The organism is Bradyrhizobium sp. ORS 285 (assembly GCF_900176205.1).
Taxonomy (GTDB): domain Bacteria; phylum Pseudomonadota; class Alphaproteobacteria; order Rhizobiales; family Xanthobacteraceae; genus Bradyrhizobium.
In genome coordinates, this window is record NZ_LT859959.1 from 788,936 (window position 1) to 802,733 (window position 13,798).

Sequence of the window (13,798 nt, forward strand, 5' to 3'; positions counted from 1 at the left end):
CAGCATCTTCAGAATCAGAATAGGCTTTTGCGGCTGAAAGCAAAGCCTCAAAGCCCGGTCAAACCGGCCCGTCAAAGGCCGGACCAACATCGAACCGGGCGGCGAGTTCCTGCCAAGAGGCTCTATTGCCGATTATTGCCAATCGCTTAGCGGGCGTTCGCCCGCTCCACGCGATTAGTTTTCGGAAAAGTAACTCTGCAGGGTGCGGACCTCGAGGTCTCCCCCGAGATAGGCACGGATGCCTTGCGCGGCCGCCACGGCACCCGAAAGAGTGGTGTAATACGGCACTTTATGCAAGAGGGCAGCGCGCCGCAGCGATCGGCTGTCGGCCAAGGCCTGCGGCCCCTCGGTGGTGTTGAAGACCAGCTGAATGTCGCCATTGGTAATGGCGTCCACGATGTGCGGCCGGCCCTCCAGCACCTTGTTGATCTTCTCCGCCGGCACGCCCTGATCGACCAGGAAGCGCTGGGTGCCCGAGGTCGCGACCACCTTGAAGCCGTGCTCGTGCAGCATGCGCACCACCTCGGTGATCCGCGCCTTGTCGCTCTCGCGCACGGAGACGAACACCGTGCCCTTGCGCGGCACCCGTGTGCCGCCACCGAGCTGGCTCTTGGCAAACGCCACGGCGAACGAGCGATCGATGCCCATCACCTCGCCGGTGGAGCGCATCTCCGGGCCGAGCACCGTGTCGACACCGGGGAAGCGGGCGAACGGGAAGACGGATTCCTTGACGCCGACATGGTTGAGCTTGCGCTTCGTCAGGCCGAAATCGGCAAGCTTCTCGCCGGCCATGATTCGCGCCGCGATCTTGGCCACGGGCGTGCCGACCACCTTGGCAACGAACGGCACCGTGCGCGATGCGCGCGGATTGACTTCCAGCACGTAGATCGCGCCGTCCTTGATCGCATATTGCACGTTCATCAAGCCGACCACGTCGAGCCCGAGCGCGAGCTCGCGGGTCTGCCGTTCCAGCTCGGCGATGGTGGCCTCGTCGAGCGAATGCGGCGGCAGCGAGCAGGCCGAGTCGCCCGAGTGGATGCCGGCCTCCTCGATATGCTCCATGATGCCGACGATGAAGGTGTCCTTGCCATCGGACAGACAGTCGACGTCGATCTCGGTGGCATCGGACAGATAGCGGTCGAACAGCAGCGGGTTCTTGCCGAGCACCGTGTTGATCTGGCCGGTCTTGTCGTTCGGGTAGCGCGCCTTGACGTCCGCCGGCACCAGCTCGGGCAGGGTGCCGAGCAGATAGTCGCTGAGCTGATTCTCCTCGCGGATGATCTGCATCGCGCGGCCGCCGAGCACGTAGGACGGGCGGACCACCAGCGGCAGGCCGAGGTCGGCGGCGACGAGCCGCGCCTGCTCGACCGAATAGGCGATGCCGTTCTTCGGCTGTTTCAGATGCAGCTTGTCGAGGATGCGCTTGAAGCGGTCGCGGTCCTCGGCGAGATCGATCGCCTCCGGCGAGGTGCCGAGGATCGGCACGTCGGCCGCTTCCAGCGCGCGCGCCAGCTTCAGCGGCGTCTGGCCGCCGAACTGCACGATCACGCCATGCACCGTGCCGTTCTTGCGCTCGGTCGCGATGATCTCCAGCACGTCCTCGGCCGTCAGCGGCTCGAAATACAGCCGGTCGGCGGTGTCGTAATCGGTCGACACCGTTTCCGGATTGCAGTTGACCATGATGGTCTCGTAGCCGGCATCCGCCAGCGCGAAGCAGGCATGGCAGCAGCAATAGTCGAACTCGATGCCCTGGCCGATCCGGTTCGGGCCGCCGCCGAGGATGATGACCTTCTTCTTGTCCGAGGGCGCGCTTTCGTCCCCGAGTGTGCCTGCAAACGGAGTCTCGTAGCTCGAATACATGTAGGCGGTGGGCGAGGCGAACTCGGCCGCGCAGGTGTCGATGCGCTTGAACGCCGGGCGGACGCCGAGCGCCTGCCGCTTGGCGGCGACCTCGGCTTCGCTCGTGCCGGCGAGCACTGCGAGCCGGGCATCCGAGAAGCCCATCGCCTTCAGCGAGCGCATGCCGGTCGCGTTCGGCGGCAGGCCGTGACGGCGGACCTTGTCCTCCATCTCGACGATGCCGCGCATCTGCGCCAGGAACCACGGGTCGATCTTGCAGGAGTTGAAGATCTCTTCGTCGGACCAGCCCAGCCGCATCGCTTGGGCGACCTGAAGGATGCGGTTCGGCGTCGGCGTGCCCAAGGCGGCGCGGATCGCGTTCTTGTCGTCGCCGCGGCCGAGCCCTTCGATGTCGATCTCGTCGAGGCCGGTAAGCCCGGTCTCCAGTCCGCGCAGCGCCTTCTGCAGGCTCTCCTGGAAGGTGCGGCCGATCGCCATGACTTCGCCGACCGACTTCATCGAGGTGGTCAGCGTCGTGGAAGCGCCGGGGAATTTCTCGAAGGCGAAGCGCGGAATCTTGGTGACGACGTAGTCGATCGTCGGCTCGAACGACGCCGGCGTCGCGCCGCCGGTGATGTCGTTGGCGATTTCGTCGAGCGTGTAGCCGACGGCGAGCTTGGCCGCCACCTTGGCGATCGGGAAGCCCGTGGCCTTCGAGGCCAAGGCCGAGGAGCGCGACACGCGCGGGTTCATCTCGATCACGACCATGCGGCCGTCGGCGGGATTGACGCCGAACTGCACGTTGGAGCCGCCGGTCTCGACGCCGATCTCGCGCAGCACCGCCAGCGAGGCGTCGCGCATGATCTGGTATTCCTTGTCGGTGAGCGTCAGCGCCGGCGCGACGGTGATGGAGTCGCCGGTGTGCACGCCCATCGGATCGAGGTTCTCGATCGAGCAGACGATGATGCAGTTGTCCTTTTTGTCGCGGACGACTTCCATCTCGTACTCCTTCCACCCGAGCACCGACTCTTCGATCAGCACTTCGTTGGTGGGGGAGGCGTCGAGCCCGCGCTCGATGATGTCGAGGAATTCTTCCTTGTTGTAGGCGATGCCGCCGCCGGTGCCGCCCATCGTGAACGACGGACGGATGATCGCGGGCAGGCCGATCTCGGACAGCGCCATCAGCGCCTCGCCGAGGGCATATTCCTGGTAGCGCTTGCGGCGGTCGTTTTCGCCTAGCGTCCACTGCCGGTCGAGCTCGTCACGCGCGGCGCCGGAGAGCTTCTCGCGCTCGGCGAGGTATTTGTCGCGGTACTGCTTCTTCAGCGCGGAGGCATTGGCGAGCCGCGACTTGGGCGTCTGCAGCCCGATCTTCTCCATCGCGTTGCGGAATAGCTGGCGATCCTCGGCCTTGTCGATCGCGTCCGCCGTGGCGCCGATCATCTCGACGTCGAACTTCTCCAGCGTGCCCTGCCGGCGCAGCGACAGCGCGCAGTTCAGCGCGGTCTGGCCGCCCATCGTCGGCAGCAGTGCGAAGCCGCCGGGAATGACGTTGCGTTCCTTCTCGATGATCTTGGCGACGATCTCGGGCGTGATCGGCTCGATATAGGTCGCGTCAGCCAATTCCGGGTCGGTCATGATCGTGGCCGGATTGGAATTGACGAGGACGACGCGATAGCCCTCCTCCTTGAGCGCCTTCACCGCCTGCGTGCCCGAATAATCGAATTCGCAGGCCTGGCCGATCACGATCGGACCGGCGCCAATGATCAGGATGGTCGAGATGTCGGTTCGTTTCGGCATTCAAGCTCACGGGCAAGAAACGGCAGAGAATTGAGCACAAAAAAAGGGCGCGCGTGCCGCGCGTCCCCCACAGGCCCAGGGAAGGCCAAGGCGCGACCAGTGCTCGCGCGCGAGCGGTCTTTAGACCAGTTTCCTCTGAGCGAAAAGGGTTTTGGGCCGAAATCAACGGCCAAATTGGCGAGCGCCGGGCGCAAGGACGGTCGATCTTGGCTGGCTTGCCGAGCCGAAGCTGCGACAGCAGCGAAGGCTGGAGGCCCGGCCTGGACTTGAACCAGGTTCAAGAGCGTTGCACCGCTCTTCGCGTCGTAGCTTCCGCCACCGGGCCGAGAACGATCTTACCTCTCACGGGCCCGTGATCCAGCAGCTGTTTCAGTTAACCCTAATTGCGCTGCCGGATGTGGCCGACGAGGCGGGGACGGGCGCGCTCCCGGTCAGACGGTTCCCGTAGCCGGCTGCGCCACGAACGTCATGCGCCACGGGTTGTGGCCGATGTTCTTGGGCGCGCGGACCGCGTTGAACCCAGCCCTCTTCAGCCGCGCCAGGATGTCGGCCTCGGTGTACCGCTGCAGGCCGATCTTGGTCCGCAGCTGCCGGTAATCGGACAGGGCGGTGGCGACCAAGCCGACCAGAGCATCCTTGAGAAAGCCGTCCCGCGCGGCAAACATCAACAGGGCCAGGACGTCGCGGGGCATGCCGACGTCAGGACGCAGGATATCACCGAGGACGAATTGCCCCGAGGGCTTGAGCAGCCGGCGGATGACGCCCAGCGCTGCGTCGAAATCGGCCTCGCTCATGTATTGCGCCACCGAATTCATGACGACGAGCTCGATCGAGGCCTCCGGCATGTTGCGCAGCTCGTCGAGCGAGCGGACGCGGATCTTGGTGTTGGGCGCGAAGCGCGCGATCAGCCGGCCGCGCACGCCGGGCGCCGGCTCGGCCAGGATCAGCGTCATGCAGGCGTCGGCGACCTTGCCGGCCGACAGCGCCTCACCGCACGAATAGTCGAGCACCACGGCATCGGGCGAGCGAATGTAACCCACGATGTCGCGGGCGATCCCCTCGAAGTGCAGGTCGCGGTGCAGCTTGCTCGCATAGATCGTGTGCGTGGAATCGTAATAATCGATCCAATCGTCCATGTCGGGTTCCGGCAAACACAGTTCCTTGATCGGAACTGCAGGGGTTAGCGAGCGTTAACGGGTCCGATCCCCCGTGTCCACGCTGCTTCTAACAGGAAGGTTAGCCCGTGAGTAAAGCAAAGACCGACAAGACTGCCCCCGACCTCGATACCCCGACCGATCTGTCGCCGGACGCCGTGAACAAGATCTCGACGGCGCTGAACACGCTGCTGGCGGATGCCTTTGCGCTGTATCTCAAGACCAAGAATTTCCATTGGCACGTCAGCGGGCGGCATTTTCATGACTATCACGAGATGCTGGACGAGCAGTCGGACGCGATCTTTGCCACGACGGACCAGCTGGCCGAGCGGGTGCGCAAGCTCGGCGGTACGACGATCAAGTCGATCAGCCAGATCAGCAAGCTGCAGACCATCAAGGACAACAACGAGGAGTATGTCCCTCCGCGCGAGATGCTGCGGGAGTTGATGGAGGACAACAAGCACATCGCCGCCGCGATGCGGAAGGCGCATGAGGTGTGCGACGACAATGACGATCCGGCCACCGCAGGCCTGCTCGAGAACTTCATCGACGAGACCGAGCGCCGCACCTGGTTCCTGTTCGAGGCCAGCCGCCAGGAAGGCAGCAACGCGGCGTGAGCCGATCAGCTGCGACGTGATTTCGAGGACGCGCTACGGCGACGTAGCGCGTCTTTCATTTTGCGTTCGCCCTGGCCTCCTGACGCGAGCCGGACAGCCACATCGCCCTCAAGCATAATCGTCAGAGTGCGTTGAGCGGCACCTTCAGGAAACGGCGGCCGCTCTCGTCCGCGCTCGGCAATTGCCCAGCCTTCATGTTCACCTGGAGGGACGGAATGATCAGCTTGGGCATGTCCAGCGTACGGTCGCGCGCTTCGCGGGCCGCGACGAACTCATCCTCGGTGATGCCGTCACGTACATGGATGTTGTGCGCGCGCTGCTCGGCGACGGTCGTTTCCCAGCGAATGTCGCGGCCGTTCGGGCCGTAATCGTGACACATGAACAGCCGCGTCGCCTCAGGCAGCTCGAGAACCCGGCGGATCGAGCGGTATAGCGTGCGGGCATCCCCGCCCGGAAAATCGGCCCGCGCCGAGCCGCCATCGGGCATGAACAACGTATCCCCGACGAATGCGGCGTCACCGATGACGTGAGTCATGCAGGCCGGGGTGTGACCCGGCGTATGCATGGCAAACCCCGTCATGCCGCCGATCTGGTAGGTGTCGCCGTCCTGGAACAAGCGATCGAATTGGCTGCCGTCACGGCGAAATTCGGTTCCCTCGTTGAAGATCTTGCCGAAGGTCTCCTGCACCACGCGGATGTTGGCGCCGATGCCGATCTTGCCGCCCAGCTTGGCCTGGATGTACGGCGCGGCCGACAGATGATCGGCATGGACATGGGTTTCGATCAGCCACTCCAGCTGCCATCCACTGTCCTGGATCAGGCGAATGATCTTGTCGGCTGAAACTGGCGCGAGACGGCCGGATGCGTAATCGATGTCCATCACGGAATCGATGATGGCGCAGGCGGGCGAGCAGGGGTCCTTGACCACGTAGCTCACCGTGTTGGTGGCCGGATCGAAGAACGGCGTGATGTCGGGCTTCACTGACAGATCGACCGGATGCGGGATGCTGGACATGTGAACCTCCGCCGAAGCGTGTGTCTTGTTCATTCCGACTCGTTCATTCCGAAAGCGCAACGCCGAGCGCCGGTTGGCGGTTCGCCAGGACGCGCGCCGCGGCCATCCCGACCATCATGGCGATCACGAATACGATGATCCCGGGTGAGCCATAGCCCAGCGCGACGAAGGCCGGGCCAGGGCAGATGCCGGCAAGGCCCCAGCCGATGCCGAAAATGGCGGGTCCCGTCGCGATTCGCCAATCCAATGTCTGTGCGTGCGGCAGATGGAAGCGGTCGTCGAGCACGGGGCGTTCACGCCGGAACACGAGCCGGAAGCCGATGAAGGTCGTGGCAACGGCGCCCGCCATCACGAACAGGAGGCTCGGGTCCCAGCCGCCGGAGCGGATCGCGGCGAAATCGAGAAAGCTCAGCACCTTCTCCGGATTGGACATGCCCGAGAGCAGCAGCCCGAGCCCGAACACGATGCCGATGACGAACTGGATCAGGATGATCATGGCAGCCTCACATCACGTGCCGCACGAGGAACGTGGTCGCGACCGCCGTCGCCATGAACACCAGGGTGGCCAGGATCGAGCGTGGCGACAGGCTGGCGATGCCGCAGACGCCGTGGCCCGAGGTGCAGCCATTGCCCCAGACCGCGCCGAAACCGACCAGCAATCCCGCGAGCACGAGCGCCGTCGGGCCGGCCTGGAGTACGAACGGCGGCAGGCTGCCCGTGGTGAGCCGCACCATCAGGGCCGCGGCGACGAGGCCGACGATGAAGGCGAGCCGGCCGGCGAGCGTGCTGTCCCAAGGCGGCAGCAGCCGCGCGGCAATGCCGCTGACACCGGCGATCCGGCCGGTCAGGCCCATCATCAGGACGGCGGCGAGCCCGATCAGGGCGCCGCCCGCAAGCGCGGTCAAGATTGGTTCACTGATCATGTCGCTGTGCGGCCCTCGGCAGTCTGTGTGCGTTGCAATCCATAGTCATATGCATTATTGCTTATATGCGAAATCAGAGAAGTAACAATCATGACAGCGCGGGTCGCACGCAAGGCCAAGGTACGCTCGGTTGCTCGCTCGGTGGCCGAGGGTCTGGAAGACAAGGCGGAGGAGGCGGCGCGCCTGCTCTCGGCGATGGCCAACCCCAAGCGGCTCATGGTGCTGTGCAACCTGATCGACGGCGAGCGCGCCGTGGGAGAGCTCGCCGAGCAGGTGGGCTTGCGCCAGGCGGCGCTGTCCCAGCACCTCGCGATGATGCGCGCGCTCGACCTGGTCGCGACCCGGCGCGACGGCCAGACGATCTATTACCGCTTGGCGAGCGACGAAGTCCGCGAAGTCTTGCAGACGCTGTATCGGCTGTATTGCGCCTGATCAGCGGGCGCGACGCCACAGGCGCGTGAGCGGACCGCTCGCGCCGCGCACCGGATCGGTCTCGGGCAGCGGCACGTTCGGGATCGACTGCAGAGCGCGCGCATGATTTTCCGGCGTTGGCCTCGTGACCTGCATCTTCGGCCCCGGCGGATAGGCGCCGACGATGCAGAAATCCGTGCTGGCGGAGATACATTGGTGGCCGGTGCCGGCCGGCAGGATGGCCACGTCACCAGGTTTCAGCTCCAACTCCTGGCCGTGATCGCCGCCGAAGCGCACCCGCGCCGTGCCGCTGGCGACGCCGAGCACCTCATGCACGGTCGCATGATAGTGCAGATAGTCGTAGACGCCGTTGCGCCACATGTCGCCCCAGCCGTTGCGGCCGAACACGCCCTCGATGCTTCCCGCGGGATCGTCGCGATCGAGCGTGACGGCCGCCCTGTACACCAGGAAGGGCATCGGATTGTTCGGCACCAGGCCGTCATCGGCAAACACGATGCTGATCGGCTCACTGCGCTCTGTGCTCGTCGATGTCATGCGTGCTCCCAGCGGATCTCTCTCCCCATCAACACGATCGGCGTCAGCAACGTTCCGGCAAGCCATCTGGGCCGCACGCCGGCCGGATTGACACCTCATGCTCCGCTGGATAGCGTTACAATAAGTAAGAATGAAGTGGGAGGACCGTGTGCGGCTCGTCCGTAGTCGGCACGATACGAGATCTGCAATTCTGGGTTACCTCTGGTGCTCCGGCGGCTCCTTCCGGCCGGATCTGGCGCAGGGCGTTGCGCTGACCGAGGCCAGCATTTCGCGCATCATCAGCGATCTGAAGACCGAGGGTGTCATTCAGGAGACAAGGCGTGCGGCGCCCTATCGCGGCGGACCGAGCCTGTTCGTCACCTTGAGCAGCGGCATCTCCGTTGCCGCAATCGAGGTCTCCAACAACCGCCTCTACGCCGCCGTCGGCACCCTGGCCGGCGAGACGCTGTACTCGGAGCGCTACGACCTGCCTGACGGCCTCGGCGCCGCAGCCGTGACGGCGATGGTGACACAGGCCGTGCGCGAGCTCGCGGCCTGGGCCATGCCGCGCGGCCTCGTGTTGGAGCAGTTGGCTGTCTCGATCCCGGGCTATGATCCGGAGCTGCGTGCCAGCCCGCTCGTGCCGCTCGATGCCGAGGCGCTCGCCAACGTCCTGCAGCGCGAGCTTCCGGAGACGCCGGCGAGATTGACAAATTCGATGGTCGCCCGCGCCGTCGCGCATCGCCTGCAGATGGGAACAGGCGTGCTCGGCGGCTCGTATTTCTTCGTGTTCGTCGGCCACGGCGTCGGCGCTGCCATCGTCGACGAGCTCGCCGAAAGCGGCGATGTCGAGACCTGCGAGATCGGGCATGTCGTGATCGAGCGGGGCGGACGCTGCTGTCGCTGCGGCCATGGCGGCTGCCTCGAACCCTATGTGTCGACCGTTGCGCTCTCCGACATTCTTCAGGTGCGGGAGAGCGATCTGATCGGCCGCGGCGACCGCTGGCCGGATGACTTCAGCATCTCGGCGGCGGCGCGCGCAGAGATCAAGGCGCGGTTGGGCCTGCTGGGCCTCGCGATCGGCAACGCCCTCAATCTCAACCGCCAGCGCAATGTCGTAATTGGCGGATGGCCGGGGGCGCTGCCGGCGGAGGATCGCGCCGTGGTCATGGACGCCATCGGCGCATCGCGCCTCGGCGGCCTGCAGGGCATCGCGCTCAGCTTCGCGCCGGCGAGCCTCGGGCGCGAGCCGGTCTCGGGACTGGCACTCGCCGCCTTCTCGTTCATCCGCCGCAGCGGCGCGCGCCGCAAGCAGCGACAGCAATTGATCTCGAATTGACAAGAGTCGGCGGCCGTCACGTCCGACGATCAGGGGAGGGAAGCATGAAACCACATCACGTCCTGGCGGGCGCTCTGCTCTGCCTGGCAGCCGTGCTGCCGGCCACGTTCGCGCGCGCCGAAACCGTGCTGAAGGTGAAGCCGTCGGGCGACCTCAAGGTGCTCGATCCGACCATCGCAGCGGATTCGATCGCGCGCAATTTCGGCTACATGATCTACGACACGCTGTTCACGGTCGACGACAGACTGCAGGTCAAGCCGCAGATGGTCGACAGCTGGACCACCTCCGCCGACCGCAAGATCTGGACCTTCAAGCTGCGCGCCGGGCTGACATTCGGCGACGGGGCGGGCGTGACATCGGAGGACGTGGTCGCGTCCCTCAAGCGCTGGAGCCAGGCCGATGCGATGGGGCAGATGCTGAATGCGCATGGCGCCGCGTGGGACGTGGTCGATGCCAAGACGTTCAGCCTGACTTTGAAGGAGCCTTGGGGCTTCGTGCTCGATGCGCTCGCCAAGCCGGGCGCGCCGGTGCCCTTCATTGTTCCGGCTCGCGTCATCGCCGCGACCGCGGCCGGCCAGCCGCTTGCAGATCAGACCGGATCAGGTCCTTTCATCTTCAAGAAGGATGAGTGGGTGCCGGGCTCCAAGCTGGTGTTCACCAGGAACCCGCATTACGTGCCGCGCGCCGAGCCGGCCTCGGGGCTTGCCGGCGGCAAGGTCGTCAAGTTCGACCGTGTCGAATGGCTGATCATTCCCGACCAGCAGACCGCGCTCGACGCGTTGAAGAAGGGCGAGCTGGATATCGCCGAGGACATTCCGGCCGACCTCGTGCCGGTGGCGAAGGCCGGCAAGAACGTGGTCGTCTCCAACCAGGACGAGATCGGCGTGGCGCAGCAAATCCGCCTGAATTCGATCCCGCCGCCATTCGACAATCCCGCCATCCGCCGCGCCGCGCTGCTCGCCGTCAATCCGCAGGACTACATCGAGGCCTGGGGCGGCGGCGAGGGCGGGCTCATCAAGGCCTGCAAGTCGTTCTACATCTGCGCCTCGCCCTACTACACGGAGGCCGGCTTTCCGTCCTTCAATCTGGAGAAGGCCAAGACGCTGCTGCGCGAGAGCGGCTATGACGGCACGCCGGTCGTGATCCTCGACGCCTCGGAGAACGCGCAGATCCATCCGGCAAGCCTGGTCGCCGAGCAGCAGCTCAAGGCCGCCGGCTTCAAGGTCGACGTGCAGGCGATGGACTGGGCGAGCGTCGTCAGCCGCCGCGCCAAGAAGGAGCCGGTCGGGCAGGGCGGCTGGTCGATCTTCATCTCCGGCCCGGGCGGCCTCGACATGATGCTGCCGATCAGCCATCTCGGACTGCGCTCGAACTGCGACAAGGCCTGGTTCGGCTGGCCGTGCGACGCCGAGATCGAGAAGCTCCGCGCCGCGTTCGGCGACTCCGCCGACATGGCCGAGCGCAAGGCGCTGGCCGAGCAGATCCAGCAGCGCGCCGTGCAGACCGTGCCCTACATTCCGATCGCGGTAGCCTATCAGTTCCGCGCGGCGCGCGCCGACCTCACCGGCATCCTCAACCCGCCGGCGCCGGTGTACTGGAACGTCTCACGCAAGTGAGACGGCGCGGGCTAGCCCTTCGGCAGCTCGAACACGAGGCACGTCGTGGTCGCGTGCGCCAGCAGACGGCCTTGTGAATCGATGATGCGCGCTTCCGCCGTCGCCGCGCGGCGGCCGAATGACAGCGTGGTGCCTTCGGTCCGCACCACGCCCGTCGCCTCGGTCATCGCCTTGACGAAGGAGATCTTGAACTCCAGCGTGGTGTAGCCGCTGCCCTGCGGACAGCGGGTGTGGACGGCAAGCCCCATCGCCGAGTCCAGCAGGATCGCGGCATAGCCGCCGTGCACGGATCCGATCGGATTGTAGTGCCGCAGGCCGGGCACGCTGTGCATCACGACATGGCCGGGCTCCGCGGTGCAGTCGAATGGCTCGACCGTCTGCATGATCGGCGGCTGTGGCAACCTCCCAGCAAAGATGCGACGCACGAAATCGAGCCCGGGCATCGAGGCCAGTACCGACACCGGCACCACGCCGAATTCGACTTCAGGTCCGGCGGCTTCGCTCATGTCGCGTTCTCCCTATGAATGATGTCAATCATATAAAGAAGGCGAAAGCAACGCGAGCGCAAAACGAGTCGGCGTCATCACGAGGCTGAGCGATAAAAAATGCCCGGGAGCGACCCGGGCATTCGATCTCGTTAAACGCTCGGCCTCACGCCGCGCTGCGCTTCTTCTCGCGCATCAGCTCGGCAAAGCGCTGGAAGAGGTAGTGCGAGTCGCGTGGGCCGGGCGAGGCTTCCGGGTGGTACTGCACCGAGAACACCGGCTTGCCTTCGAGCGCGATGCCGCAATTCGAGCCGTCGAACAGCGAAATGTGCGTCTGGGTCGCGCCGGCGGGCAGCGTGTCCTGGTCGACCGCGAAACCGTGGTTCATCGAGGTGATCTCGACCTTGCCGGTGGTCTCGTCCTTGACCGGATGATTGGCGCCGTGATGGCCCTGATGCATCTTCTTCGTCTTGGCGCCGACCGCGAGACCGAGCATCTGATGTCCGAGGCAGATGCCGAAGGTCGGCGTCCCCGAGGCGATCACCTGCTGGATGACGGGCACGGCATATTTGCCGGTCGCCGCGGGATCGCCGGGACCGTTGGACAGGAACACGCCGTCCGGCTTCATCGCCATGATGTCCTCGGCCGAGGTCGTCGCCGGCACCACCGTCACCTTGCAGCCGACGCCGGCGAGCAGGCGCAGGATGTTGCGCTTGATGCCGTAGTCGATGGCGACGACGTTGAACTCCGGGTTGGACTGGTGGCCGAAGCCTTCGTTCCACACCCAGGGCGTCTCGTCCCAATTGAAGCGTTGCGCCGAGGTGACCATCGGCACGAGGTCCATGCCTTCGAGGCCCGGCCACTCCCGCGCTTCCTTTTTCAGGGCCTCGAGATCGAACGTGCCGGTCTTGGAATGGGCGATCACGGCATTCGGCATGCCCTTGGAGCGGATCAGCGCGGTCAGCGCGCGGGTGTCGATGCCCGACAGGCCGATGATGCCGCGGGCGCGCAGCCACTGGTCGAGATGCCGGCTGGCGCGGTAGTTCGACGGGTCGGTGATCGCGGTGCGCAGGATCACGCCCCGCGCGCCCGGCGTCGCCGCCATGTTCACCGTCTCGATATCCTCGTCGTTAGTGCCGACATTGCCGATATGCGGGAAGGTGAAGGTGATGAGCTGGCCGGCATAGGACGGATCGGTCAGGATCTCCTCATAGCCGGTCATCGCGGTGTTGAAGCAGACCTCGCCCACGGCGTGGCCTTCGGCGCCGAGGCCGAAGCCTTCCAGCACCGTTCCATCGGCGAGCACGAGGAGCGCGGTCGGTTTATGGTCCGGCCAGGCGGCGTCAGTATCGATGTGTGTCATGAGGCCCCTACATAGTGGGACGAGGGCCCGGCGTCAAAGCGGGAAGCGGCCGATTCACACGCGAATTCGGTCAAATTGCGCGGAGAACGGCCCGGTTTGCGCATGGAAAGGCGGAACGGATGCGGAACCGAGTTGTCTCAGGGGGACGAACCGCCTAGACCAGCCGCCAACCGAATTCGAGAGGGCGAGATCATGCTGCGCGACGACATCAACAATGCGGTCAAGGAGGCGATGAAGGCCAAGGACGAGCGCAAGCTGTCCACCCTCCGCATGGTCAACTCGACCCTGAAGAACGCCGACATCGCCGCGCGCGGCGAGGGCAAGCCGCCGCTCACCGATGCGGACGTGCTCGCGGTGCTGCAGAAGATGATCAAGCAGCGCCAGGAATCCGTCGAGCTGTACGAAAAGGGCGGCCGCGCCGAGCTCGCCGCCGGCGAGCGCGAGGAGATCGCGGTGATCTCGGCCTACCTGCCGAAGCAGATGAGCGACGACGAGGTGAAGTCGGCGATCTCCGCTGCGGTTTCGGAGACCGGCGCCGCCGGCATGAAGGACATGGGCAAGGTGATCGCGGTGCTGAAGGCGAAGTACACCGGCCAGATGGACTTTGCGAAGGCCAGCGCACTGGTGAAGGCCGCGCTGTCGAGCTGACCTGCTGATTGCTACAGAGAGAGCGAGCCGCGAGGGCGGTGCGCTCCCTCTCCC

General features: G+C 65.4%; 13 protein-coding genes and 1 tRNA gene. 5 read left to right on the forward strand and 9 right to left on the reverse strand.

Annotated elements, in window-relative coordinates:
* Positions 1-174: 174 nt before the first annotated feature.
* From carB to BRAD285_RS03585, 3 genes are all read right to left on the reverse strand, one after another.
* Complete coding sequence (gene carB, locus BRAD285_RS03580) at positions 175-3,639, reverse strand: carbamoyl-phosphate synthase large subunit (protein WP_006610479.1); 3,465 nt, start codon at positions 3,637-3,639, stop codon at positions 175-177.
* A 248-nt stretch (positions 3,640-3,887) separates the two neighbouring features.
* A tRNA-OTHER gene (locus BRAD285_RS35120) sits at positions 3,888-3,964 on the reverse strand.
* 106 nt (positions 3,965-4,070) lie between these two features.
* Positions 4,071-4,775, reverse strand: a complete 705-nt coding sequence (locus tag BRAD285_RS03585; RefSeq protein ID WP_035645218.1) for a class I SAM-dependent methyltransferase — start codon at positions 4,773-4,775, stop codon at positions 4,071-4,073.
* A 107-nt stretch (positions 4,776-4,882) separates the two neighbouring features.
* Between BRAD285_RS03585 and BRAD285_RS03590 the strand changes: the two genes are divergently transcribed.
* The gene (locus tag BRAD285_RS03590) at positions 4,883-5,410 is read left to right on the forward strand and encodes a Dps family protein (RefSeq protein WP_006610477.1); all 528 of its coding nucleotides are present in this window, start codon (positions 4,883-4,885) and stop codon (positions 5,408-5,410) included.
* 121 nt (positions 5,411-5,531) lie between these two features.
* Here BRAD285_RS03590 and BRAD285_RS03595 read toward each other — a convergent pair whose 3' ends face one another.
* Genes BRAD285_RS03595 through BRAD285_RS03605 form a run of 3 tightly spaced genes read right to left on the reverse strand, consistent with a single transcriptional unit; the run spans position 5,532 to position 7,348 of the window.
* Entirely contained in the window at positions 5,532-6,425 is an 894-nt protein-coding gene (locus tag BRAD285_RS03595) for an MBL fold metallo-hydrolase (protein WP_035645221.1), read from the reverse strand.
* Between the two features lie 43 nt (positions 6,426-6,468).
* A complete protein-coding gene (locus BRAD285_RS03600; RefSeq protein ID WP_006610475.1) occupies positions 6,469-6,921 on the reverse strand; it encodes a DUF6691 family protein in 453 nt (150 codons plus the stop codon).
* A gap of 7 nt (positions 6,922-6,928) precedes the next feature.
* The gene (locus BRAD285_RS03605) at positions 6,929-7,348 is read right to left on the reverse strand and encodes a YeeE/YedE family protein (protein WP_006610474.1); all 420 of its coding nucleotides are present in this window, start codon (positions 7,346-7,348) and stop codon (positions 6,929-6,931) included.
* 90 nt (positions 7,349-7,438) lie between these two features.
* Here BRAD285_RS03605 and BRAD285_RS03610 point away from each other — a divergent pair, with 90 nt between their 5' ends.
* Positions 7,439-7,780, forward strand: coding sequence for a helix-turn-helix transcriptional regulator (locus BRAD285_RS03610; protein WP_006610473.1), 342 nt, complete (start codon positions 7,439-7,441; stop codon positions 7,778-7,780).
* On the opposite strand, the gene BRAD285_RS03615 is transcribed toward BRAD285_RS03610, so the two are convergent.
* Positions 7,781-8,314 (reverse strand): cupin domain-containing protein, encoded by a 534-nt coding sequence (locus BRAD285_RS03615; protein ID WP_035645216.1) that lies wholly within the window; start codon positions 8,312-8,314, stop codon positions 7,781-7,783.
* A gap of 148 nt (positions 8,315-8,462) precedes the next feature.
* Here BRAD285_RS03615 and BRAD285_RS03620 point away from each other — a divergent pair, with 148 nt between their 5' ends.
* Together BRAD285_RS03620 and BRAD285_RS03625 are read left to right on the forward strand one after the other, a co-directional pair.
* Positions 8,463-9,632 carry an ROK family transcriptional regulator gene (locus BRAD285_RS03620; protein ID WP_139020585.1) on the forward strand — a complete coding sequence of 390 codons (1,170 nt, stop codon included), beginning with the start codon at positions 8,463-8,465 and terminating at the stop codon, positions 9,630-9,632.
* Between the two features lie 44 nt (positions 9,633-9,676).
* The gene (locus BRAD285_RS03625; protein ID WP_006610470.1) at positions 9,677-11,248 is read left to right on the forward strand and encodes an ABC transporter substrate-binding protein; all 1,572 of its coding nucleotides are present in this window, start codon (positions 9,677-9,679) and stop codon (positions 11,246-11,248) included.
* Between the two features lie 11 nt (positions 11,249-11,259).
* On the opposite strand, the gene BRAD285_RS03630 is transcribed toward BRAD285_RS03625, so the two are convergent.
* On the reverse strand, positions 11,260-11,754 hold the full coding sequence (locus tag BRAD285_RS03630; protein ID WP_006610469.1) for a PaaI family thioesterase: 495 nt from the start codon (positions 11,752-11,754) through the stop codon (positions 11,260-11,262).
* A gap of 145 nt (positions 11,755-11,899) precedes the next feature.
* A complete protein-coding gene (gene carA, locus BRAD285_RS03635) occupies positions 11,900-13,096 on the reverse strand; it encodes a glutamine-hydrolyzing carbamoyl-phosphate synthase small subunit (protein ID WP_006610468.1) in 1,197 nt (398 codons plus the stop codon).
* Positions 13,097-13,288: 192 nt separating this feature from the next.
* On the opposite strand from carA, the gene BRAD285_RS03640 reads away from it, so the two are divergent.
* Entirely contained in the window at positions 13,289-13,744 is a 456-nt protein-coding gene (locus BRAD285_RS03640) for a GatB/YqeY domain-containing protein (RefSeq protein WP_035645214.1), read from the forward strand.
* Positions 13,745-13,798 lie beyond the last annotated feature (54 nt).